This window comes from Zunongwangia atlantica 22II14-10F7 (genome assembly GCF_002094855.1).
In the GTDB taxonomy this organism is placed as follows: Bacteria; Bacteroidota; Bacteroidia; order Flavobacteriales; family Flavobacteriaceae; genus Zunongwangia; species Zunongwangia atlantica.
On record NZ_ARYN01000017.1, the window covers coordinates 1 to 24,652 of the forward strand.

Sequence of the window (24,652 nt, forward strand, 5' to 3'; positions counted from 1 at the left end):
TATACTATGACCGTTTTTTGCAAGAATAGGCATGAACAAAGATAATTTCTGAATTTAAAGATTCGGCCACCTTTATGGCATACTCAACTCCAATTTTGGAACTTTGACTAAAATCAATCGGAACTATTATTTTCATGGTTTTTTAATTTTAATTATACATTCAGTTTTTCAATTAATTGTTTAAATAAAAGCTTTATTGTTTAATCCACTTTTTGGCAATCTCCTTTTCCTCTAAGTCAAAATATTTTACTTCAGCATTGGTAAAAGGTTTCATGAACTTTGTAATCCAGTCCTGCCATTTTTTATCACCTACCATGGCGATTTTTTCATAATCTTTTGCGTGGGCAGTATCCATTTTTAGATCTTCCCACAGGCCTGGAAAATCCCAGCCGGTAAAATTCTCCATTTCAAAATACCAGCGTACGTTTAATCCTTTGTCCAAAATAGCATGAATAATGGGATGTACCTTCTCAATATCCATTTCGGATAAATCTCCCGATGCTCTGGTTGCAATAATATTATCTCCTGAAATCTCTATAATTTGTAACATATCTATTTTTATTAATTATTAACCGCCTAAATCGTAAAACCATTCTTCAGCTTTCATAATTCCTTCTTTTATGGCATTTCCCTTAGTATAATTCTTTTCTATAACCAGACTTTTAGCAATTTCCAGGGCTTTTTGCTTCACTGCAGGATGGAGGCCATCCAAACTGGTTTTAAATTCTTCAAAGGTCCATTCCATAGCTTCATTTTAATGGTTGAACAGTTCTTTTTCTTTTTCGGGATCCATCTCATTCTTTGACTTTTTGTCCAAAAAATAATCCAGCACGATGCCCACTATAATTGCTCCCACAAAAGCAACATACACCTGCCAGTTAAACTGAACTACCAGAGACAGGCTAATAATTATGGCCAAAATGGGTAGGATAGGTACTTTCCCTATGGAAAGGGGAACTTTAAAAGGTCTTTCTTTGTCAGGTGCTTTATAACGCAAAACGATGAGTGCAATATTCACAGCTACAAAAACGAGTAACGCCCCTAAAGAGGACATTCCTGCGACAATTTTAATATCTCCCAATAACAAAAATGCCGCTACCGCAGCCATAACCACCAGTGTAGTTACCCAGGGTACTTTCTGTGCATTGGTCTTGGTCATAAATTTTGGAAGCTCGCCCACGCTTGCCATACCGAAAAGCAACCTGCTAATGGAAATAATGCCACTAAAAGCCGCATTAGCCGTAGCAAAAAGTGCCGCAACTGCCAGGGCTACGGGCAACCAGGAATTTAAATTTGAAGCGGCCAGCGACAATGGGGAATTTACCTTTGCTATTTCTGCGGGGTCACTTATATTGAGTACCGTAAAAGATATTAGTAGGTATATAATTGTGGTAAACACCATTGTCAATAAAAATGCCCTCGGAATCGTCTTGCCCGGATTTTTTACCTCGGAACCCAATGCTGCCATATGCTCAAAGCCGGTATAAACAAAAAATAAGGTAGCAGTCGCTGCCAGGGTGCCGGAAAAGGACTCCACTTTAAAAAATTCTGATTTTGGTGGTCCTGTTTCCAAAAGTCCGACCGCAATAAGAATAAACAATCCCAATAGCTGAATACTGACCATAATGATATTGGCGGTAGATGATTTTTTGATGCCCGTAATGCTTATAAATGCAAGAATCAGTAGCACAGCATAGCTAACCAGTAAGGAAGGGATGTTAAAAAACGTATTGAAATACCCTGAAAAAGCAAGTAGCACCGCGGCGATGGTGGCCGAACTGTGAAATGCAATCGTCCAACCTGTTAGAAAAGATGGAATGTCGATTTTTGGAAAAGCTTTCCGTACAAAAATGAATTCTGCACCGGCATTAGGATAGGTAGAGGACAGCTCTGCATACGACATTGCCGAGACACTGGCCGCAATGGCGGCAAAAATAAAACTCAACCAAAGGTCTGTTCCCGCCTGTCCAGCGGCTGCACCAATTACAGTATATATTCCAGCACCAACAATGGTACCTACACCATAAAAAGTAAGGCGAAGAGTACCCAGAGATTTTTTTAATTCTGCCATAATACTATTAGTAATATATTATCCATTTCTATCTAAATTCCTTTTTTCCATCTCTGCCTTTACGATGCCACGCTCAATAGCCTCTTCTTTTGAACAATTTTTGTTCAAATAGAAATCCCTTGCATATTTTAATGCTACTGCTCTAATATTTTCATCCAGCACATTAAGCCTCTCCTGGTAATCCTTAAATAAATCCTCCTTCATTTTTTAAAATAGTTTTAGAACAAAAAACACCATAGTTAAAAGATATACAATATACGCTGCATCGAAAACGAATATCTGCCATCTGCTGAACCCGTGAAGTTCCTTGCTTTGATGGACAAATACTGAATATAAAAGCGGCATCAGTCCTACAAAAGCCAGGTTGACCCAAAACAACTGGAAATCTTCGATTGGGGTCGTTACCAGTGCCAGGGGGAAAAATGCCACTGTCATGGTAACGGCATTATCTGCAATCACACTGGTGGTACCCGCAGTCACTTCACCTCCCTTTACCACACTCCATGTTTTGAATATTTCAGGGGCGGTAGTCATAATTCCGGTGATAAACAACCCTCCAACAATTTCGGAAATATTCAGTGCCGAAACAATATTTTCGGTAGCTTTTACAATAAAAAAAGCCCCCACGGCTATGGCCAGGGCCCCTGCAACCGAAAGCCATATTTTCTTTTTATCCCATTCTACCTTCTGACCCTTTTCCCTGCCTTTTATAATGGCATGCGTTAAAAAAGCCGCATAGGCAGCCAGCATGATCCACCCATCAATGGGTTGTAATCCACGCCAGGCTTTGGGAAGCGTTAATATAGCCACCAACCCGATAATTACCAGATAGGGGATAGATAATACCGAGACGGAACGTTTGTTCAGGGCCAGCAGGTTGGCATCCAAATGTTTTTGATGCTCCTTATTGTTTTTAAACTTTCTTCTGGAAGCAAAGTATGCAATGGTTACCATGAGCGGAATGGAAATGATATTGGAACCAAGCAAATTCCCCAACCCGATATCAGATACCCCACGGGCGGCGCTCGTAATATTTATCGCCACTTCAGGGCTCGCTGTTACAATAGCCAGGAAAGCTGCCCCTGCAGAAGCAGTAAGCCCCCATTGTTTGCGCAGCATCTTTAAAGGGGTAAGGAGTTGATCAGCACCCCAATGGGCAGCCCAAGCTGCCAATCCCAATACTACTACCCAAAGCCAAGCGTTCATAACTAATCGATTTTTATAATTGTCCTGTTACTTTCAGTATATTTCAACTTTTTCTTATCCGATATTTTCTGGTCTTTTTTTTGTTGGCTTTGAAAGATCAGGAGTAAAATCACTCCCGTGCTAATCCAAACATCTGCGGTATTGAATACAGGGTCGAAAAAAGTAAATTCATTACCTCCCCATAATGGCAGCCATTCCGGAAGCCTTGTATCAATAATAGGGAAGTACCACATATCCACCACATTGCCATTTAAAAATCCGGCATAACCACCGCCTGAGGAGAATATTTCTGCAATATTGCGAAGTGCGGGATCACTTTTTTCAAAAATCAGTCCGTAAAATGCACCGTCAATCAAATTGCCCAATGCACCTGCGTATATAAATGCGGCACAGATTATAAAGACTTTTGCATATCCTTCACGTATCATCTTTTTGATATAAAAGGTCCCCCAAATAACGGCTACGAAGCGAAATAGTATTAAAACAAATTTGGCCAGATAACCTTCGCCAAATTTAAAGCCCCAGGCCATGCCGGCATTCTCCAAAAAATGTAAGCGAAACCAATCCAGGCCAAACACAAAATATTCCTCGCCATAATAAAAATGGGTCTTCACATAAATCTTTATGGCCTGGTCTATTACCAACAACAGTAAAATTAATAATGCTACACTACTTTTATTCATAATTTCCTTATTCTTGCCCAACGTCTTGTGCAACATATATTTGCATTATTTAGATAATTTTAAAATTCTTATGGCGCCCCGCATTACAAACGTGAAAACGATGCCGCCAATTACCAAATCGGGCCATTTGCTATCCAGAAAATAGACCAGCACCCCGGCCAGTATCACCCCGCCGTTTACGATGATATCATTGGACGTAAAAATAGCACTGGCCTGCATATGCGCCTCCTTACTTTTGGCCTTATTTATCAACCAGAGCGAAATAAGGTTCCCCAGTAAGGCTAAAATGGAAACTATGATCATCCATTCGAACATTGGTGTTTCACTACTTGTAAAAAACCTTCTTAATACCTCTGCAAAACCAAGTGTTGCCAATGCAATTTGAAAGTAGCCGCTGAATTTTGCCACCTTCTTTTTTCTGGAAATGGCACCACCTACTGCAAATAAACTTAGCGCATATACTATCGAATCTGCCAGCATATCCAAAGAATCTGCAATTAGGCCCATAGAAGAAGAAATCCACCCCGTGGTCATTTCGATAATGAAAAAGCCGAAATTTATCCCCAGGACCCACCAAAGGATTGTTTTCTGTTTGGATTGGTCTTCTATTACGGGAGGCTCGGCTTCTTCGGTCCCCATAAATTTATCACCTAATTTTAATTCTGAAATCGAGGCTTTGATTTCCTCATTCCCTTCAAGGTGATATACTTCAAGTTTTCGATTGGGTATATCAAAATCCAAATATTTCACTTGAGCATAAGATTCCAATTTCATCCGGATCATCTGTTCTTCTGAAGGACAGTCCATTTGACTTACTATAAAAGTACTTTTGTTCATTTCTCCCATATCACTTAACTATATTTTTCCTTCCTTTATTGGAAGTTAATAAGAGAATTACCGCACCGCCAATAGCTGCAAGTAATGAAGCTATCAAAATGCTTATTTTCGAAATTTTAATCAATTCCTGATCATTAAATGCGAGATTGGTAATAAAAAGGGACATGGTAAAGCCAATTCCCGCGATCATACCAATTCCAATTATATGTTTCCAGTTTAGTGTAATATGTAATTCGGAAACTCCAAGTTTTTGCCCGATCAATGTAAAAATACCAATCCCTGTTACTTTCCCAATAGCTAATCCCAAAAGGATCCCCAGCCCTAAAGAACCGGAAACAACCTCAATTAAATTTACATCGAGCTTTACTCCCGCATTCGCGACTGCAAAAATTGGAATGATAAAGAAAGCATTGAAATCAACAAGGGAATTTTCCAGTTTGAGCAAAGGAGGCCTTGAATTCTCAGTATCTGTTTTAATAGCTTTTAAAATTATTTGTTGTTTTTTATCCTGAAGAGGATTTAATTTTTCCAGCTCTGTTTTCTCAAGATTAGTAACGTTTGTGGCGGTCCTTTCTTTTAATATTTTACTGTCTAATTTGGGCACTATTGGAATGGTAATGGCAAAAAGTACTCCCGCAATAGTTGGATGGATCCCCGAATTAAGGAAGCAATACCATAAGATGATCCCAATAATAATATACCAAATCAAATTTTTGATCCCAGTCCAATTCATTAATAATAATAACCCAAATGCCCCCATGCCCGATCCAAGGTATATCCAGCTCAACTCGTTGCTATAAAACAATGCTATCACCAATATGGCACCTATATCGTCAGCAATAGCGAGGGCTATTAAAAATGTTTTTAACTGCCTGGGGACATTTTTTCCCAGTAGGCCAATAATCCCTAGTGAATATGCGATATCGGTAGCCATAGGGATGCCCCAACCCTTTATATTTTCAGTGCCTAAATTTAGGCTAATAAAAATGAGGGCCGGAACTGCCATGCCACCTAAAGCTGCCAACAATGGGGCTGAGGCTTTTTTAATTGAAGATAATTCCCCCACCATAACCTCCCTCTTCAATTCAAGGCCGGCAACCAAAAAGAAAATTGCCATTAGGCCATCATTGATCCATTCTTCAATTGTTAGCCCAAAACTAAGATGCTCGGAAAATTCAAAAAGCAATTCATCGCCAAGAAAATGATGATAGGCACCTGCCCACTTTGAATTAGCTAAAAGAAGGGCAACTATAGTAGCAATTATTAAAAAAATCCCCCCAGCTGTTTCCCTGTCGAGGAACTTTGTTGCCGTTTCCCTGATATACCCAATAGTGGATTGATTTCGAACTGATTGCCCCATTTTATCTTATCTGTTTTTTGAGTTCATTACTTAAACCTTAATATTTCAAAAAGCTCAGTAGCGTCTTAATTTTTAAGAACTTACTGTTAGGTCAACTTTAAATATGCAACGCCCTGTCTTCGGTAGCTGCCAGACAGGCCTCCTTAAAGGTCTCGGAAAATGTGGGGTGACCGTGTGACATTCTTGCAATATCCTCGGCAGCCGCCCTAAATTCCATCGCTACCACCGCTTCGGTATAACTGTCTGCTATGCGAGGGCCTATCATATGCACGCCCAATATCTCATCGGTTTCCTTATCTGCGATTACCTTGATAAAACCATCCGTATCCATACTTATCTTCGCCCGTGCGTTTGCCTTATAGGGAAAAGAGCCCGTTTTTATACTTCTATTGGTCTTCTTCAGTTCTTCTTCCGTCAAGCCTACACCGGCGACCTCAGGCTGGGTGTACACGATATTTGGGATAAGGGAATAATTGATATGTGGCTTTTGACCTGCTATGCTTTCGGCTACAAAAACGCCTTCTTCACTGGCTTTATGGGCAAGCATTGCCCCCCGGATTACATCCCCAATGGCATACACACCCTTGACATTGGTTTCAAGGTTTTTATCTACCGTTATCTGTCCTTTCTCATTGGTTTCCACTCCTATATTTTCAAGCCCTAAACTGGCGGTGTATGGTTTTCGGCCAATGGCCATAAGACAGTAATCGCCATCTAAACTCATTTCTTCTTTATCGGAAAGATTTTCCGCTTTCAATTCTACTTTATCCTCAGTTGCCGTTGCGTTTGTCACCTTATGTTCCAAATAAAAATCAATTCCCTGTTTTCTAAGGGAACGGTGCAATTGATGTCCCAGTGCGCCGTCCATAGTGGCGATAAGGCTATCAAAATATTCTACTATGGAAACCTTTGAACCCAGGCGGGCGAATACGGAACCTATCTCAACACCGATAACGCCACCCCCAACGACCATTAAGTGCTTGGGGATTTCCTGTAGGGCAAGGGCTTCGGTGGAAGAGATGATACGCTTTTTGTCTATTTTAATATTGGGCAGTGAAGCGGGTTTGGACCCTGTGGCAATGATGATTTTATCGGTTGTTATGGTTTCCGTTTTGTCCCCGCCCTTAATCTCAATCGTGTTTTTGTCCTTGATGGTGCCGTGGCCTTGATAGACGGCAACCTTGTTCTTTTTCATCAGATAATCAACACCATTGATGATTTCCTGTACCACATCCTGAACCCTTTGGTTCATTTTCAGGATATCGACATTGGCCTCTTTAACATCAATCCCAAAATTTTCGAATTGATGCTTGAGTTTGTAATAATGCTCAGAGGCTTCCAACCAGGCTTTTGACGGGATACAGCCCACGTTAAGGCAGGTGCCGCCAAGCGTGTTGTACCTTTCAATAATGGCTACTTTTAATCCTAATTGGGCGCAACGGATCGCACTTACATACCCGCCCGGGCCAGATCCTATTATAGTTACATCAAATTTTTCCATATTCACATTTTTTTAAGTTAGTTACGGTGGAAAAAACCTTAAGCTTGACCATTGGGGGCTGGGATTCAGGCTTAAGGCACTCCCACCTATTATTTTTTACTACAGTTTTTACATATCCCTTTTAAAACTAGGTTCACATCGTTCACCTCATACTGGTTTGGCAAACTCTCTTCCGATATTTTATTTGGTAAACAGATTGTTTTCTTACAATTGGTACAATGAAAGTGCATATGTAAATCTGTACTGTGTTTACCTTTGGCGTTTTCATCGGAAATCGCATATTTTGCAAAAGCAGTTCCATCGTCAATTTGGTGCACCATGCTTTTTTTCTCAAAGAGCTTTATCGCCCTGTAGAAAGTGGTCTTATTGGCTGTTTTGATATTTTTATTGATAAAGACTTTTTGCATTTCATTTAAACTTACTGCATAAGTTTTCCTTTTGAGGTATTTGTAAATTTTCAACCTCATTTCAGTGGGACGTATCCCTTTTGACGATAATTTTTTTTCCGTTTTTGTCATTTTATATTCTTTCGAAAAACAGTCTAAGTCCGGATCTAATCTTTTTTATAAGCCAAAAGCCTTAACGCATTAAAAACCACCAGAAGCGTCGAACCTTCATGGATTACTACCGCCACTCCAATATTTGCCAAGCCGAATATGGTTGAAGGTATAAGCAGGGCCACAATACCAAGGCTAACCCAAAGGTTTTGCCTGATAATCGCCTTTGCCTTCCTGCTTAAACCTATGGCAAAGGGCAGGGTTTCCAACTTATCGGCCATTAGCGCAATATCCGCCGTTTCCAGGGCTACATCACTTCCCGCAGCACCCATAGCTATTCCTACAGTGCTGTTTGCCATGGCAGGGGCATCATTAACGCCATCGCCCACCATTGCCACCTTGGATTCCTTTTCTTTTAATTCTTTTATAGCATCCACTTTTTCTTCCGGTAATAAACTACCCCAGGCATCGGTCAATCCTATTTCTTCTGCTACTGCGTCTGCTACCTTCTGGTTATCACCAGTAAGCATGATCATTCGTTTAATTCCTATTTCTTTTAATTTTTTAAGGGTTCCCTTGGCGGCTTCACGAGGGGTATCCATTAATGCAATGATGCCTATATATTCTTCATTTTTTCGTATAAGCATTGTTGTATTTCCACCACCTTCAAGACCACGCACTTTCGTAGCTATTTTTTCGGAAGGTGTACTCTCATCAAGCCCTTCGTACAGGTCGAGGTTACCTATATAGATTTTATCATTGCCAAATGATGCTTTAATCCCTTTACCCAGAACTGCCTCTAAATTAGAGGCATTTGGGATTTCCTCGCCTTCCAGACGCTCTTTTCCATCACGAACTACAGCTTTGGCCAGGGGGTGATCACTAAGACCTTCCACGGCTACTGCTATTTTGAGAAGTTCATTGTCTGAAATATCCCCAAGTGGCACCACTTGGGTAAGTTTTGGCTTTCCTTCCGTTAGAGTTCCGGTTTTATCAAAGGCTAGGGCGGTAATAACCCCCAGGTCCTCCAGAGGGCGCCCTCCTTTAATTAATACCCCGCCACGGGCAGCTCTGGCCACTCCACTTAATACAGCACTTGGGGTCGAGATTGCCAACGCACAGGGACTTGCAGCTACTAATACGGCCATCGCCCTGTAAAAGCTGGCGCTAAAGGGTTCGTCAATAACTAAAAAAGCAAACAAAAGAATCCCGACCAAAATAAGGACGGACGGCACAAAATATTTTTCAAATTTATCGGTGAGCAACTGGGTAGGCGATTTTTGAGTCTGAGCTTCGTTAACCAGTTTCACCAATCGGGAAAGCGTTGAATCTTTGGCTGCTTTGATAACTTTAATCTCCAAAGTATTGTTCCCATTGATCGTTCCGGCAAAAACGCGGTTTTCATCTTTAATATCATCTACCTCTGAGTAATCCTTCTCAACATCTTCTACGGGAACTTTATCTACCGGTACACTCTCCCCGGTTATTGGAGCCTGGTTAACACTACTCTGCCCATCTACCACTACGCCATCTGCAGATATTTTACTATTTGGTTTCACCACAATGATATCCCCAATATTGAGTTTTTCGATACCAACTTCTTCCGTTTTACCATTTTTCTTAACCAAAGCTGTTTTTGGCGCCAGTTCTGCCAGTGCAGCTATAGATTTTCGTGCTTTGTTCATTGCATAATGCTCCAAGGCATGCCCCAGGCTAAAGAGAAATAATAACAAAGCTCCTTCAGCCCATTCCCCAAGAATAGCTGCTCCTATAGCTGCGACCAACATGAGAAAATCAATTTCAAATCCACCTTTGGCTACGGTCTGTATGGCTTCTTTTGCTGTAAAGTAACCTCCAAAAAAGTAGGCACCTATGTATAGGGATAAGCTGACCCATTCCGGTATTGATGTTACGTAGGACAAACCAAAACCAATACCCAAAAGAGCACCACAAATAATAGCAAAAATAAGTTCGGTGTTTTTCCCAAAAATACCTCCGTGGGCGTGGGAATGTTCTTCCCCGGCCCCGTGGCTATCCGCTTCTCTATGATTCTGGAGATCAGTATCTTTATGCTTTTGTTCTTCTATATCCCTTACCTTTTCTTTATTTAAATTTTGAGGATTCTTTTCGGCAGATTTAAAGCCCTTATTCTCAGCAGAGGAGCTTTTTTTAACTTGTAGGTTTTCTTTTTCGAGCTTTGTAGTTATCTCATCAAAACTTGTTTCCCGTTTATCATATTCTAAACGGATCATTCCTCCGGCATTGGCGGAAGCTTCCAAAACACCATTGATATTCAACAGACTCTTTTCTATAGTCCTTGCATGCCGGGTATGTCTAATCCCCTCAACCTCTATAAGCAAATGTCCATATTTCGCGGTAATTTCAGCCCCGGTTCTTTCTGCCAATGATTGAATGCGGTCAATAGAAATTATATCCGGATCGTAATGAAAGCACAATTGTGGCACCGTATCTTCCTGATCATCCGCTATGTGGACTTTTTCAAGGCCATTTTCGGCTTCCAGTTCCTTAATTAGCCTTTCCACACAAGCGTCTTTTTCATTAGGTACCTGTGGAAGGATTACGGGAATTTTGATTTTTAGTTTTTTCATATCCTTAGTTATTTGTATCCAGTTTTTTGCTTGTTCCTTATCCTGAAGGTCAAAATATTTGACTTCTGAACCGGTAAAGAAATGAGTAGCTTTAACGACCCATTCCTGCTATTTTTTTCGCCTACAAATTTTATGACTTTTTTCGATGATATTGTGGATTAGCGGATGGGTTTTTTATATCCTTCTTCGTGATTCTACCATTGATTTTAGCAGCAATCAAGTTTTCTTTTTCTATGTCCAATACCTATATCATTTTTTCAATTTTATAGGGTTTATATTAATTTAAGTGTATCTCCAAATACTCCAGAGCCTCAGGCATATCCAACTCGCGGGTTCCGTTCCCGGTTCTGATAAAGAAATGCGAACGATCGCCCAAATTCAAATACACAGGTTTTTGTGATTTGTGAACCCTTACATAACAGATATCCTTTTCTTCGAATTGGTAAAAGGCCACTTTAACCAAAGGGCAAAAATGAGTGCCGAACTTGAGGGACACCAATTGCATTATATATTGCTCAAACCCGTCCTTGCCAGGTTTTTTTAAAGTACCGCAATCCTGTTCCAGCCCCAGAATACTACCTTCATCATCAATTCCGATAATTAAATGCCCTTCTTGGGTGTTCATAAACCCGGCAATTGTTTTTGCTATTACGTCCTCCAAAGCCTTATTCGGTTTAAACTGCCTCAAATCCCATCTCAAGGTAGATTTAAATTCTACTTGCTGGTTTTCTCCTGCCGCAATCAGCTCCCTGATCTCCTCCAGCTTATCTCTTCTTCCGGTCAATTGAAATATTCTTTGCCTGACCATAAACATAAGCGACAAGGCAATGCCCAGCAGTCCAAATAGCAATTTGATGATGGCTTGATCCAAATCCCATGAACTAACTTCCTGCTGATATGAAGCAAGCAGAGATTTCCACCATTCGCCATTACCTCCCTGCATGTCATACATGTGGAGTGAAATAACCAGGGGCTGTATTATAAATAAGCCAAGGGCTAATCCAATGAATATAAAAACAAATACTTTGCGTTTTTTCATTTTTACCTTCTTTTATAAGCCATAGGTGCCATCGCTTTCGATGCCTGTGCCTTATAACTACTTCTTCTTATCCTGAAGGACTTTCTTCTTTTGTTCAAATTCCTCATCGCTTATCTCGCCCCGGGCGTATCGTTCTCTCAGGGCTTCCATAGCCTTATCCTTCCGTCTATTTTGTCCCGGGGTGGGATAAGGAATTAAGAATATCCAAAAGATGAGGATTATCCAAAGCCCCCACCATATCCAGTGCATTCCCCCAAAATTCCAGTTGTCCATCATAATCTTTCTGTTTAAATTTATTTAACTTTTTTAATGATTTCCTTTCTCCATCCATTCCTTGGCCAAATGTTTTTCTTCAAGGCTAAAGAATTTAATATGTGCCTTTGTAAAGGGTATCAAAACTTCGGTAAACTGTTCCTGCCATTTTGTAATTCCCACCAATGCAACCTTTTTAACGCGTTCTTCATTCGGAAGTTTCAGTTCAATGCCCTTCCAATACGCACTTGCAGTCCACCCCTCAAAATTTTCCATTTCAATATACCAGTATACTTTATGGTTTGCCTGTATATGGTTTTTTAATTGAGATATCAAATTGTCATAATCGGTAGCATCCAATCTATTTTGAGCTACCATATATACCTTGTTTTCTTTTTTATAAATTTTCATCATTGTTCCAATTTTTTAAATCAAAAAACTTAATCCAAGTCATTGCTACATTTCTCACAGACTCCCTTAGCCACCAGATTAATATCCTCTGCCACGTAACCTTCGGGCAGATTTATCTGAGGGATTTTATGTTCTGTAAGGCACACGGTTTCCCCGCAACTATTGCAATGAAAATGTAAGTGAAGGTCGTTACCCACCTCGCATTCACAATTGTCTTCACACAGGGCATATTTAATGATGCCGGTGCCATCCTCAATTTGATGCACAATTCCTTTTTCTTCAAATGTCTTCATAGTACGGAAAAGCGTACTCCTTTCCGAGCTTTCGAAATCTTTCCCAAGGTCGCCTAAACTAATGGCCACATTCAATTGTGCCAACCGTTTATAGGTCATCAGGCGCATTGCCGTAGGGCGGATGCCTTTGCTTTCTAACTTTTTTACTATTTTTTCCATTGGGCGTAAAAGGGTTTAGAAAATTTAACGCTTTAAGGATTCCCCGGTTTTTATCTTGAAAGCATCTTCAATGTCAGACAAATAAATGATGCCATCACCTGGATCCGGTGTTTTCCCGTTTTCCAGGATGATATTGATAGCCGATTGTGCTTCTTCATTTTGACATACCAGTTCTAACTTTACCACCGGGCTGTCGGTTACACGGAAATCTAAAGAAGGTGATGCGCCTTTTGCTTTAAATGCTCCGGTACCTTCCCCCTGAGACAGCGTCATACTTTTGAATCCGCTTTCGCTAAGGGATTCTATCACTATTTGAACCCGTTTTGGCTTTATAAATGCTTTTATTTCTTTCATTACTGTGGTTTTAATTTAGTATTAAGGATGAACCCTCTGGAATTTTAATCAAGACAAACATTTAACAGAGAGTCCATCCATCTATTTTTTTTAATTTAATGACCATGGGAAGTCTGGCTTTTCTGCATTTCAGAGACCAGATAATAGGCATTATTATAAGCAACCAAAGTACCTTCAGGCAGAGGCTCCAGCAGTTTAATTTCAACCCAACCATCTTCAGTTATTCCCGTTCTTACCTGCACCGGTTTCAATTCCCACTCGGTTTCACCATCTTCCTGGTGTTTTTGGGCCGTAAAGATGTAGGGATTTCCTTCTTCTTCAATTATTGCTTCTTCCGGTAAGGCAGGAACAGCTTCTTCACCCGTCCTGATTTTTCCGTTTATATACATCCCCGGAATTAGAAAATCTTCTTTATTATCGATTTCTGCATGCACATGTACCGCTTTGGGGTTTTGTTCAAATTGTTTCCCCACTGAATAAATTTCCCCGGTTAAATTACTGCCTGGAACCGATTCCAGTGTAAACGCAATCTTTTGGCCTTCTTTCACCTTATAAATATCTTTTTCAAAAACCATTAGATCGGCATGAACATGTTCATTATCAACTACCATAAACATGCTGGTTTGCGGCTCCACATACTGTCCTATCTGCACCAGTACTTTTTCTATATAACCTCCAATTGGGCTTACTACCGGAATATATTCATATAATTCACCGTCTCTAACCTGGGAAGCATTTAGGTTTAACTGGCGTAATTGTGATTCGTACCCCCGTACTTCACCTTGTACAGACTGGTAATCGGATTGGGTCTGTTGAAAAGTTTTTCCAGATCCTACCTCTGCTTCATATAAACGTTTCTGTCTTTCAAATTCCTTTTCCAAAAATTGCATCCTACTATATGCATTAATATAATCAGACTGCATTCTGGTTAAATTTGGGTGAGAAAGATAAGCCAACACCTGACCTTTATTTACCTTATCCCCCTCAATAACCTTTATAGAAGTTATATTACCGCCTAAAATTGCCGTAACGGTAGCTTCATATTGTGGCGGCACTTCTAACTGGCCATTGGCTTCCACAATACCGGACAAAGCTTTTTTAGGTAAGGTATCTACTTTGATGCCCAAACTATTGAATTTCATCTCTGAAAGATGTACTGAACGCATCCCGCCTTCTTCTTCACCGTGTTCTTCATCTCCTTCCTCACCGTGATTTTCACCTTCTTCGGTATTAGTAGTTGCAGTTTCACTGGAAGCGTCATCCCCTTCCTCAGGATTTTCTTTACATCCAAAGAATATGCTGAGCGTTAAGGCAAGCATTAAAATATTTATTGATCTTGTATTCATATCGATTTTCTTATTTTAATTTTTAATTTGAATTCTTAAGGTAATATTCCAGTTGGTAACGGCTGTCGAGATAATCGTTAAAAGCACTCCAGGCATTTACTTCGATTCTAATGGCATCTCTTATATTTTGAAGGAAGGTTACGTAATCTATAGCACCTTCCTTAAATGCTAATACCGACCCATCCTGTTGTTCCTGTGCTAAAGGAAGCGCTTCATCCCTATAATAATTCCATGAGTTTCTCCATTTGATGTAGTCTTCCCGCATATTTTTATAGGCGATTTCCAGTTCGAGTTTATCCTGGTAAAAGTTTTGCTCTGCAATCTTTCGATTCACTTGTGCTTCCTGGGTACGGCCTAATTCCGGCCCAAAAAACAGTGGAATTTGAATTCCTATTTGATATTGAAAGAAACCCGATTGCCCGGCTATTTCCTGCCTACCGTATTGACCCTGAAATTTGGGCAAAAATTCAGATTTTCGTTCTCTGGTAACCGCTTTTGCCACGTCAATTCTTTGTTCTGAAACCTGTAGTAAGGGATGATTTTCAAGAGACTCTACCAGAAAGTTTAAAGGTTCATCCAATGCTTCAGCAGGCAAATCTGGTACATCGTAAATTGTGTCACTAACAAACCATAGGTTTAAGCGCTGTATTGATTTCAGGTAATCTCGATAAGCTTGTTCTAACTGTATTTTCACCTCATTCCCCTGATTTGAGGTGGCAAGATATTCCAGTTTAGAGGTAGCTTCTGTCTCATACCTGATTCTAGCCGCCCTTTCAATATCTTCGAAAATAGAATCCATTTTCTTATATACCTGATACCTCTTTTTACTTGTATAAACAGATGTCCAGGCCCTGCTTACTTCACGTTCAATTTCAATAGTAGATAGCTCTAAGGCATTTTCAGCAAGTGCCACCCTTTCTTTCTGTAGTTTTAACCGGGGCACTATTCCGAAAATATCGATGCCTTGTTGTTGGACGCCAATTTGGGTATAGATCCCATCAGAGCCATTTCCTACTTCTTCTTTTCCTGTAAAGATTTGGGTGTTTCCAAAATCAAAGGCGGTTTTGCGCAATACTTCCTCACTTTCAATTTCGAGCTGGGCAGCTTGGAGCTGTGGAAAATTTTTGATTGCCATTTCTTTTGCATCCTCCAAACTAATTGTTTGTAAAGAATCCTGTTGTGAATATTCAGATGACATTGCATCAGATTGTGCATTTACAGAAAAGGTTCCGCCTAAAACTAAGCCAATTATCAAAATCGTAGCTAAAGATCGCGAATTGGAAGAACCTAGTTTATTCTGTTCTTTTTTCTCTCGTTTTCTTTCTACAAGGGTATATAGTACTGGTAATACAACCAGCGTAAGCAGTGTAGCTGTAAGCATCCCACCTATAACCACCGTAGCAAGTGGTTGTTGAACTTCTGCACCGGCTGATGTGGAAAATGCCATTGGTAAAAAACCGAAAATATCTGTTGTTGCTGTTAACATAATAGGTCGTATTCGTTCTTTGGTTCCTGTAAAAATTCTATCTTTTATACTGGTTACTCCTTCTTCTTTTAAAGAATTGAATCTATTTATTAGTACCAGCCCGTTTAAAACTGCAACCCCGAATAATACAATAAAACCTACCCCAGCAGAAATACTGAATGGCATTCCCCGCAACCAAAGGGCAAAAACACCTCCAATGGCAGCGAGGGGTATGGCTATATAGATCATGACAGATTGGGAAAACGATTTTAGGGCAAAATATAGAAGAACAAATATCAAGAAAAGGGCAATGGGTACAACAATTATCAAGCGGTCCTTAGCACTCTGAAGATTTTCGAATTCCCCCCCATAAGTTATATAATACCCGGGAGGTAATTCTAATTCTTCATCTAATCTTTGCTGAATATCATTAACGACTGACTCTACATCCCTTCCCCGGGCATTTACACCCACATAGGTTCTTCTGTAGGTATCATCTCTCGAAATTTGCATAGGGCCCGGAACATATTCGATATCTGCTATTTCTTTTATCGGTACCTGAGTTCCGTCGGGAAGATCGATATACATTCCACGCAAGTCATCAATATTCTTTCTATGTTCTTCATCAAATCTTACTACTAAATCGAATCGCTTTTCTCCTTCAAAAATGACTCCTGCGGTTCCTCCCGCAAAAGCAGTACTTATATAATCATTTGCTTTTTGGATATCCAGGCCATATTGAGCAATTTTATCACGGTTAAATTTCACGGTCATTTGTGGCAGCCCAGATGTTCGTTCAGGATTAACATCTCCTGCTCCAGGTACGGTCTGGATAATATTAGCCATTTCCTGTACCTTTTCCGACAACACCCCCAGGTCCTCTCCATATAGTTTAACCGCAATATCTTCTCTAACCCCCTCTAATAATTCGTTGAACCTTAATTCTACAGGTTGCGTAAACACAAGGTTTACCCCAGTAAGTTCTTTATTGAGTTTTTCCTTGATTTGCGCTATAAGTCCTTCTTTAGTTTCAGCGGTTGTCCAATTATCCTTATCTTTTTCAAGAATCAGGTACATATCTGCGATATCCATCGGCATTGGATCTGTTGGGATGTCCGCTACTCCAATTCTTGCTGTTGCTGTTTTAATTTCAGGAAAATTTTCTAGAAGGATATTTTCTATTTTTTTGGAAACTTCAATAGACTCTGTTAATGAACTTCCTGGTCTGATTAAAGCCTGCATTGCAATATCCCCTTCATCCAGTTGAGGCACAAATTCTCCTCCCATTCTGGAAAAAAGGAAACCGGCTAATACAAGTAGAACAGCAGCAGCACCTACAACAATGAGCTTCAGTTTTAATGCCCCTTTCAGTAAAGGCATATATACCCTTTGTATTCCACCAATTATCTTATCACTTATCCTTTCCAGCCAGCGTTCAAACCTTCCAAACCAGTTCTTTTTATTCTGAATGGGTTTCATAAATAGGGCAGACATCATAGGGACATAGGTAAGGCATAAGAAAATAGCACCTATCATGGCAAAACCGAAAGTGTACGCCATCGGCTTAAACATTTTACCTTCTACCCCCGTAAGAAAAAGTATAGGCGTGAATACAATAAGAATTATAATCTGTCCAAAAAATGCGGAACTCATCATCGTGCTCCCAGCATCATAGGCTACTTCATCCATTTTAGCCTGATTGAATTTCACCTTGCCAGATCTTATCCGTTTTTGTATTTCATACACGGTTCCCTCGATGATAATCACTGCACCGTCTATAATGATTCCAAAGTCAATAGCGCCCAAACTCATTAGATTGGCCCAGACATTGAATTGTTTCATTAAAATAAAAGCAAAAAGCAGTGATAAGGGAATAGTGGTAGCAGTAATAAGTCCACCTCTTAGACTACCTAATAACAATACCAGGGCAAAAATCACTATCAATGCACCTTCCAGTAAATTTGTTTTAACAGTATCGGTTGTTCGTGCTATTAATTCACTCCGATCAATAATTGGCTCTATGGTCAAACCTTCAGGAAGTGACTTTTCAACTTCTGCCATCCTATCTTTAACATCCTGAATTACGGCATTGGGATTGGCGCCTTTTAACATCATTATTATCCCGCCTACGGCTTCCTCTCCGTCTTGAGTGAAAGCTCCGTAGCGTACCTGATTTCCAAACTGAACATCTTCCGCAACATCTCCAATAGTTATCGGAATAGAATTTTCGGTAGTAATAGCAATTTTCCTTATATCCTCCAGTGAACGGATTAAACCTTCACCTCTAATAAAATTTGACATTTTATTTTTCTCAATATAAGCTCCACCGGTATTCACATTGTTTCGGGCCAGCGCCTCATAAACCTCAGAGATACTTATACCCATACTGTTTAATTTCTCAGGATTGATTGCTACCTCATATTGTTTTATGGAGCCTCCAAAAGAATTTACTTCCACCACACCTTCCAGCAAGGTAAGTTGTCGCTTGATTATCCAGTCCTGAATAGTTCGTAGTTCCATGGGAGAATATTCAGTTTCGTATCCCTCCTTTGGCTTTATGGTATACTCATAAATTTGACCCAATCCGGTTGAAATAGGTCCCATAGCAGGACTTCCAAATTTATCGGGAATGGTTTCTCCCAATTCATTAAGTTTTTCCTGTACTAGTTGACGAGGGAGATAAGTTCCCATATCATCTTTAAAAACAATAGTAACTACCGAAAGTCCAAACCGTGAAATAGAGCGAATCTCTGTAACTCCAGGTAAATTACCCATCGAAAGTTCTACGGGATAGGTTACAAATTGTTCAATATCTTCTGTGGCAAGATTTGGCGACTGGGTGATCACCTGAACCTGATTGTTAGTAATATCTGGCACCGATCCCAGGTTGACGGTCATCATGGACCAAATACCCGTCCCTATCAGCGCTAAGGTAAGTAGTCCAATAATAAATTTATTATTAATGGAAAATGCGATTATCTTATTAATCATATAAATAAAAATTTAATTCAGTTAAAATTCTTGATAATAATTTTGTGCCTAACAAAATCTATCAATAGGACCAAGGATCTAGTATGAGAACCAGGATTTGGTCAAAAAAGGATATAATTATCCTTTAAAAAAACTGAATTAAACTTTTGGAGGATCTAAAAAGGAAAGAATAGGTTCTTCCACTGAGCTGTCAAAATGGACAAAGGCTTTTGATGGAATTTCAATAATCAAAGCCTTGAAATTTGAAGAACCGAAATCTACTGTATGCACATGGCAGCAATGGCAACTACAAAAAGGAGGGCATAAATCTGCTACTTTATCATGTGAATAGTCGATATCTAAATTCTGCGTAGCAACCACTGTTACTTCTGAATCAGAAATCACTTGTGAAGTGTCACTATCATTACAGGCTAATAAGTTAAGCCCGAATATATATAGAGATAATATGACAGCGATAATTTTCACACTACAAAGATAAAAAAAAATCAATGCACAGATTGTGCAAAAAGAATAGGAACAGATTTCAAAAGGTTTATCACATAATTTGATAATAATTTCAATTAAAAAATTACCAAGATCTTATACTGAAGAATTAGAACATTGTTTTTTAATAAGCTATTTAATGAAATAGAGAATTATACAAATCCTTCAAATTACTAAGTTACACTTCGAATGAGATAGGAAATATCCCCAAATAATGTTAATTAACATTATTTTCTATTCAAATTTGGCTTTCCAAAAATGTTGTACCTATGTTGTACCCAGTCCATAAAAAAAGGCCTTACATTTCTGTAAAGCCTTGTCATTGCTAGTAGCGGGAACTGGACTCGAACCAGTGACCTTCGGGTTATGAGAATAGGGACAATGCTGAACTGATCCTGCCCTGGCCGAATTAAAGAAATCCTCGCATAGCAAAAATATTAGAAGAGGATATGGGTTATGTGCGCGTCAATTAAATGAAGGAGTTTCCAGGATCTATAGCTCAATGGAAAATTCTATGTTGCCTTTGCCCGAATACAAAGAGGAAAATGGAAATGTATATTTAAGCCTAAGAAATAAAATAAGTGAACATTCGAAAACAATCCACGATAAAGTAGTTTTGAAAATTCAAAATAAGTCGAGTTCCTTTAATCAAACCCAAAGAAAAATTTTAGGCTATTTATTTAGAAATCAAAAATCAATAAAAGAGGACTTAGCCAATTTTTGTAATACGCATATTAACACCATTTCTCACCATTTAAATTATTTTATTGAGGAAGGAATTATCACAAGATTAAGTGAAAAACAAAGAGCTCCTAATGCTCTTTTTACTCTTAAGAAACATTAATCCTACTTTAAGCAACGCAAAAGAAAATTTGTTTTTTCCTTATTTTATGGACTATTTCAAAACTTAAGTAACACTCACCTTAAAATAAGCAACAACTTTCTAAATTGATATCTAAATTAAGCCTTCAGGTTTTCCTCTTTTCAAGAATCATTACTGCCCTTACTAAAGGATAAGTTAATTCAAAAGTATAAGAAATTATATATTGCTGCCTTACCCATATCAGAGTATCTGAACATTCCCGCTTTTTGTAAAAAACCATTTTTAAAGGAAGTAAAACTTCCGAATTGAATTCAAAACCAGGCCAATTTTTGAGCTGCCAGTTCCACGCCATGAGCTATAAATTAAATATTACAGCTTAACAGACATCAAAAATATGAGCTATAAAAGTAAGTTTTATAACTCATTGAATCATTAACGGTTAGCAATAGCTAGTCTAAAAATTTTATACATAAATATAAGTCCATATTTTCAGAATCCCTAGCAAATCGAAATAATTACTCTTATTTTCTATGGTTAAAAGTTAAATTTTGTTAAAGCGAGACCAATCCGGTGACCAATTTTTATGCAGCCCTGGAACAACTTATAAATAGAAGGATTTTAAAAATTTGGTCGTTCCCTCCGACTCCACAATAAAAAACTCCCGGGATTCTATAGAATTTCGGGAGTTTTTTGTTTTAGTGAATAAGACTATTTTAATTACTACAATCACCGTCTATAATATCCTGCTTACTTGGATTATATAAATTTTCTGAAACATCAAAATATCGAATATTATTTATATAAGGTGTTACTACACAAAAATCTCGCAGCATCGTATTACCACTAATGGTTAGAGATATTAAAGAATTTACTTTTTTAATCCCATCTATTTTTTCGAGAATCTTATTCCCATACAAAGATATCCTTTCGACATTTTCCAGATTCTCGAAACCAACCATAGATTTAAATTTTATGTTATTAAAAACATTCAAGCTTTGTAATGTTTCTAAATTTTGAAAACCACTTATCGATTCCAAATTTGAATTATCGTTTATGTTAAGATTACTTGCAATATTTTGAATTTTATTAAATCCCGTGATAGATTGAAGATTACTACAGTGTTGAATTTGTATAGCCTCAATCTCCTCTAGTTTTGGAAGGTCATTTTCATCTAGGTTAATTAATGCATTCGTATAACTTATATGCATAGATCCAATTCTAGACAGATTCTCTGCCTCACTAAGAGATGATAGATTAATATTACTCTCTATCCTGAGATCTCTTTCTATTGTTTTTAAACTATTGAGACCTTTAAGCGAAACGAGTGACTTATTACTCCCTATAGAGAGCTCCTGCCCTACATATTCCAAGTTATTCAAACCTTCCAAATCTGTAAGGTTATCATTATCATTAATAACTATATTTTTCTCTATACTGGTAATATTTTCCAGGCCTTTTAAAGAATTAATTCCCGTAGACCAAAACGAAATACCTTTTATATCCCTTAAATTTTCTAAAACTTCAATGGAATTTAAAAGTGGACTATTTTGAATTCCTAACCTATCACCTATATATGTTACTTTTCCTAATGCACTTATATCTTTTAAAAGTACATTATCCCCTATAAAAATATCACGAACGATACTTTTTAAATTTTGGAATCCAGATATACTTTCTAGTTTATCATTTTCAGAAATTCTTACATTTCCGTAGATTTCATCTACTTTGGGGAATCCTTCAATCCTAATTAGGTTTTCATTACCGGTAATTATTAGATCTCTTTCAATTTTTTCCACTTCATTAAACCCCGTTAAAGAACTTAAACTCATATTGTCCATGATTTCAAGCCCTAAAATGCTTTTTACATTTAGGGCGTTTAATGAAATTAAATTATCATTATCTCTGATAACTATATCTATTAAGCCTTCTTGCAAATTATCCAAACCTGAGAGTGAGCTTAAGGAATTATTATCTGTGATTGAAAGATACCCTTCTTCAATTTCCTTTAGATTATCTAATGCTTCTATAGTAAGTAAGTTTTCATTACCTATCAATTCGATACCTCTATCTATTTCTTCCAAATTTTCTAAGCCTTCTAATGACGTTAAATTCTGATTACTATAAATTTTAAGTCTTCCTACGACGGTTTCCAAGCTTGAAAGACCTGATAAATTAGTTAATCCATCATTATAATAGATATCCACATAGCTTCCAACATGGTTTAAATTATGTAATCCCTCCAGACTGGTTAGTAACGGGGTTTCTCCTACAACTAGTCCATCTGAAAGATCTTTTATATTTTTAAACACTTTAAGGGAACTGATCTTCTGATTATTACGAATAAAAATGGCTTTAGTACTCTTTAAATTTTCTAAAGCATCTATCGAACTTAATACTGGATTACCATCTATTTCAATTCCACCCATCTCTTCAATATTCTCTAAACCATGAAGAGATTCCAAATTTTCATTATACCTTAAGGTGACGTGTCCAGTAATTATGTTTACAGTTTCTAAAAAAGATAAATCTGTTATCTCTCTATTTTCTATGTAAACATTCCCTTCTATTTTTGAATAGCACCCCACTGTAAATTGATCGATATCTTCCTGATCTCCTATATAAAGTCCACCTTCATAAACAGATTGAGTGCAATTAGTGGTAAAGCTTTTTACTTCGGTGCGCTCGCTTTGCAATGTCTCACATAAGGTTTTTAAGTATACATCATAACTCTTGTTAGTGGATAGACCGTTTATAGTATAAGGATTGGTAGAGATAATTTCTTTTTTTCCCTGCCCTAGAGTAAACCCATTTTCTCCATATTCTATCTCAATATTTAATTCATTTTCATCTGAATCCCATTGCACAACTGCAGAGCCATCGGTAATCTCTGAAATACTAATATTTTGAGGTAAATCACATGTTGCTACTTCTTCCTCTTCTGCATCATCCTCTGGCGAACAAGCAAAAAGCATATTGGCAAAAATAAAAGTGAATAGTATTTTTTTCATATTTGGTATCAGAATTAATAAAAATCTACAGTAGTTGAATCTCCCTCTCTAGCTTGATAATAGATATATATAGGCGTTGGAACGTCTTCATATTTTGCATGATAAGAAGGAAACATGCTATAATTATTTGTAAGCGGAACTCTTAACTCTGTTTTCTCTGAGTTAAGTTTTACGTAATGCCCATTGTAGGCATATCCCCTACCATTATGAGCCCGAATCAAAACTCCAGGAGCTAGGTTTTCTCCATAAATAATTAATGTATCACCTCTTACAAAACGTTCTTTATTAACGCCGGTAATCTTTGGAACATCTCCAGAAACTACATCAAACTCTCGTCTATAGGTACTTAATGTTTCACCACTTACTTTGTATTTGAGCTCATAATTATCTGCTGAAACTATGTTCTCTGGAAAGTGAATTAAAAAATTATTTTCTACACCTAAGAGATCTTCCCGATCGTAGGTCTCGTAATTGGAATATTCTAGCACGTAAGAATTTTTATCATTCTCAAGTACTAAAGAAGAATTAGGGAGATTTAAGTTAATATTTAATCCATTAATAAGCGGTATTGCATTACTATAATATATAGCCCTTAAAGAATTAAACCCAATTAGAAATGGATTGTATTGATAATCTACAGTAGATCCATCTTCAGCAGTAACCGTAAATATTGCTGGATAACTATAATTAATAAAACCTTCTTCGTAGCTATAAGCAAGTGAAGCACCCTCAGAAATTTCTATATCCACTAATTCTCCTCCCGCATTTAAGGGTAAAGTAATATCTATAATTTTATTTGCTTGGTCTATTACTGCCTCGTAGGTCTCACCCTCGAATTCCATGCTCACACTTAGGATTTCTTTCTCTTCAGATAATGCTCTGGTGTTCGAAGTTATTACACGATAAGTAGATTTTTCACCGTTTTGAGCTGTAACCGTATAATCTACAGGATTCATAAAATCTTGTGGCATTTCTGGATCAGGGCTTATTGATGCAAATTCTGATATTTCAATATCTGCAACTAAATCAGACTCTCTTTCGAGACCTATAGTGTTTATTGATATTTCCTTCGAAAAATGATTAACCTGTCCCTGATAGTATTGACCATCTACAAATAATTCAAAACTTAATATTCTGTTCTCGTCACTTTTGGGCTCTTTATCCTTCGCACATCCAAAAATTATAATGAGCGTACAAATCAGCATACTTCTGAAAAAATAAAACGCAACTCTATTTTTACTCTTACTTTTTAACATAATTTTAA

General features: G+C 38.1%; 23 protein-coding genes. 1 reads left to right on the forward strand and 22 read right to left on the reverse strand.

The window, feature by feature from the left end; translation table 11 throughout:
* Positions 1 to 4: 4 nt before the first annotated feature.
* From IIF7_RS21155 to IIF7_RS16835, 20 genes are all read right to left on the reverse strand, one after another.
* Positions 5 to 136 (reverse strand): universal stress protein, encoded by a 132-nt coding sequence (locus IIF7_RS21155; protein WP_262508199.1) that lies wholly within the window; start codon positions 134 to 136, stop codon positions 5 to 7.
* Positions 137 to 193: 57 nt separating this feature from the next.
* Positions 194 to 550, reverse strand: coding sequence for a SpoIIAA family protein (locus IIF7_RS16750; protein WP_008615606.1), 357 nt, complete (start codon positions 548 to 550; stop codon positions 194 to 196).
* Positions 551 to 568: 18 nt separating this feature from the next.
* Positions 569 to 745 carry a hypothetical protein gene (locus IIF7_RS20880; RefSeq protein WP_013073441.1) on the reverse strand — a complete coding sequence of 59 codons (177 nt, stop codon included), beginning with the start codon at positions 743 to 745 and terminating at the stop codon, positions 569 to 571.
* 9 nt (positions 746 to 754) lie between these two features.
* Complete coding sequence (locus IIF7_RS16755) at positions 755 to 2,071, reverse strand: APC family permease (RefSeq protein WP_013073442.1); 1,317 nt, start codon at positions 2,069 to 2,071, stop codon at positions 755 to 757.
* 18 nt (positions 2,072 to 2,089) lie between these two features.
* Entirely contained in the window at positions 2,090 to 2,275 is a 186-nt protein-coding gene (locus tag IIF7_RS16760) for a hypothetical protein (protein WP_013073443.1), read from the reverse strand.
* Between the two features lie 3 nt (positions 2,276 to 2,278).
* Complete coding sequence (locus IIF7_RS16765; RefSeq protein WP_013073444.1) at positions 2,279 to 3,277, reverse strand: sodium:calcium antiporter; 999 nt, start codon at positions 3,275 to 3,277, stop codon at positions 2,279 to 2,281.
* A gap of 2 nt (positions 3,278 to 3,279) precedes the next feature.
* Positions 3,280 to 3,960 carry a lipoprotein signal peptidase gene (locus IIF7_RS16770; RefSeq protein ID WP_041579156.1) on the reverse strand — a complete coding sequence of 227 codons (681 nt, stop codon included), beginning with the start codon at positions 3,958 to 3,960 and terminating at the stop codon, positions 3,280 to 3,282.
* 45 nt (positions 3,961 to 4,005) lie between these two features.
* Positions 4,006 to 4,797, reverse strand: coding sequence for a cation transporter (locus IIF7_RS16775; protein ID WP_217806691.1), 792 nt, complete (start codon positions 4,795 to 4,797; stop codon positions 4,006 to 4,008).
* A 10-nt stretch (positions 4,798 to 4,807) separates the two neighbouring features.
* Positions 4,808 to 6,157, reverse strand: a complete 1,350-nt coding sequence (gene nhaA, locus IIF7_RS16780; protein ID WP_057482990.1) for a Na+/H+ antiporter NhaA — start codon at positions 6,155 to 6,157, stop codon at positions 4,808 to 4,810.
* Positions 6,158 to 6,254: 97 nt separating this feature from the next.
* A complete protein-coding gene (gene lpdA / locus IIF7_RS16785; protein ID WP_057482989.1) occupies positions 6,255 to 7,658 on the reverse strand; it encodes a dihydrolipoyl dehydrogenase in 1,404 nt (467 codons plus the stop codon).
* Positions 7,659 to 7,747: 89 nt separating this feature from the next.
* Positions 7,748 to 8,176, reverse strand: coding sequence for a Fur family transcriptional regulator (locus tag IIF7_RS16790; protein WP_057482988.1), 429 nt, complete (start codon positions 8,174 to 8,176; stop codon positions 7,748 to 7,750).
* 35 nt (positions 8,177 to 8,211) lie between these two features.
* On the reverse strand, positions 8,212 to 10,764 hold the full coding sequence (locus IIF7_RS16795; RefSeq protein ID WP_057482987.1) for a heavy metal translocating P-type ATPase: 2,553 nt from the start codon (positions 10,762 to 10,764) through the stop codon (positions 8,212 to 8,214).
* A gap of 277 nt (positions 10,765 to 11,041) precedes the next feature.
* On the reverse strand, positions 11,042 to 11,803 hold the full coding sequence (locus IIF7_RS16800) for an AlbA family DNA-binding domain-containing protein (RefSeq protein WP_057482986.1): 762 nt from the start codon (positions 11,801 to 11,803) through the stop codon (positions 11,042 to 11,044).
* A 57-nt stretch (positions 11,804 to 11,860) separates the two neighbouring features.
* Positions 11,861 to 12,079 carry an SHOCT domain-containing protein gene (locus IIF7_RS16805; protein ID WP_008615618.1) on the reverse strand — a complete coding sequence of 73 codons (219 nt, stop codon included), beginning with the start codon at positions 12,077 to 12,079 and terminating at the stop codon, positions 11,861 to 11,863.
* A gap of 30 nt (positions 12,080 to 12,109) precedes the next feature.
* Positions 12,110 to 12,469, reverse strand: coding sequence for a SpoIIAA family protein (locus IIF7_RS16810; protein WP_057482985.1), 360 nt, complete (start codon positions 12,467 to 12,469; stop codon positions 12,110 to 12,112).
* A gap of 26 nt (positions 12,470 to 12,495) precedes the next feature.
* Entirely contained in the window at positions 12,496 to 12,918 is a 423-nt protein-coding gene (locus IIF7_RS16815; RefSeq protein WP_057482984.1) for a Fur family transcriptional regulator, read from the reverse strand.
* 24 nt (positions 12,919 to 12,942) lie between these two features.
* Positions 12,943 to 13,272, reverse strand: a complete 330-nt coding sequence (locus IIF7_RS16820) for a P-II family nitrogen regulator (RefSeq protein ID WP_057482983.1) — start codon at positions 13,270 to 13,272, stop codon at positions 12,943 to 12,945.
* Between the two features lie 95 nt (positions 13,273 to 13,367).
* Complete coding sequence (locus IIF7_RS16825) at positions 13,368 to 14,618, reverse strand: efflux RND transporter periplasmic adaptor subunit (RefSeq protein ID WP_173636774.1); 1,251 nt, start codon at positions 14,616 to 14,618, stop codon at positions 13,368 to 13,370.
* Between the two features lie 22 nt (positions 14,619 to 14,640).
* Positions 14,641 to 19,074 (reverse strand): CusA/CzcA family heavy metal efflux RND transporter, encoded by a 4,434-nt coding sequence (locus IIF7_RS16830; protein WP_075325750.1) that lies wholly within the window; start codon positions 19,072 to 19,074, stop codon positions 14,641 to 14,643.
* 138 nt (positions 19,075 to 19,212) lie between these two features.
* Positions 19,213 to 19,539 (reverse strand): DUF6660 family protein, encoded by a 327-nt coding sequence (locus tag IIF7_RS16835; protein WP_225573949.1) that lies wholly within the window; start codon positions 19,537 to 19,539, stop codon positions 19,213 to 19,215.
* A gap of 520 nt (positions 19,540 to 20,059) precedes the next feature.
* Between IIF7_RS16835 and IIF7_RS16840 the strand changes: the two genes are divergently transcribed.
* Positions 20,060 to 20,401: a putative DNA binding domain-containing protein gene (locus IIF7_RS16840; protein ID WP_084842855.1), complete on the forward strand. Its 342-nt coding sequence runs from the start codon at positions 20,060 to 20,062 to the stop codon at positions 20,399 to 20,401.
* A 692-nt stretch (positions 20,402 to 21,093) separates the two neighbouring features.
* Here the strand turns inward: IIF7_RS16840 and IIF7_RS16850 are convergent.
* Together IIF7_RS16850 and IIF7_RS16855 are read right to left on the reverse strand one after the other, a co-directional pair.
* Positions 21,094 to 23,388, reverse strand: coding sequence for a leucine-rich repeat protein (locus tag IIF7_RS16850; RefSeq protein WP_084842857.1), 2,295 nt, complete (start codon positions 23,386 to 23,388; stop codon positions 21,094 to 21,096).
* A gap of 14 nt (positions 23,389 to 23,402) precedes the next feature.
* Entirely contained in the window at positions 23,403 to 24,644 is a 1,242-nt protein-coding gene (locus IIF7_RS16855) for a DUF5018 domain-containing protein (protein ID WP_084842858.1), read from the reverse strand.
* Positions 24,645 to 24,652 lie beyond the last annotated feature (8 nt).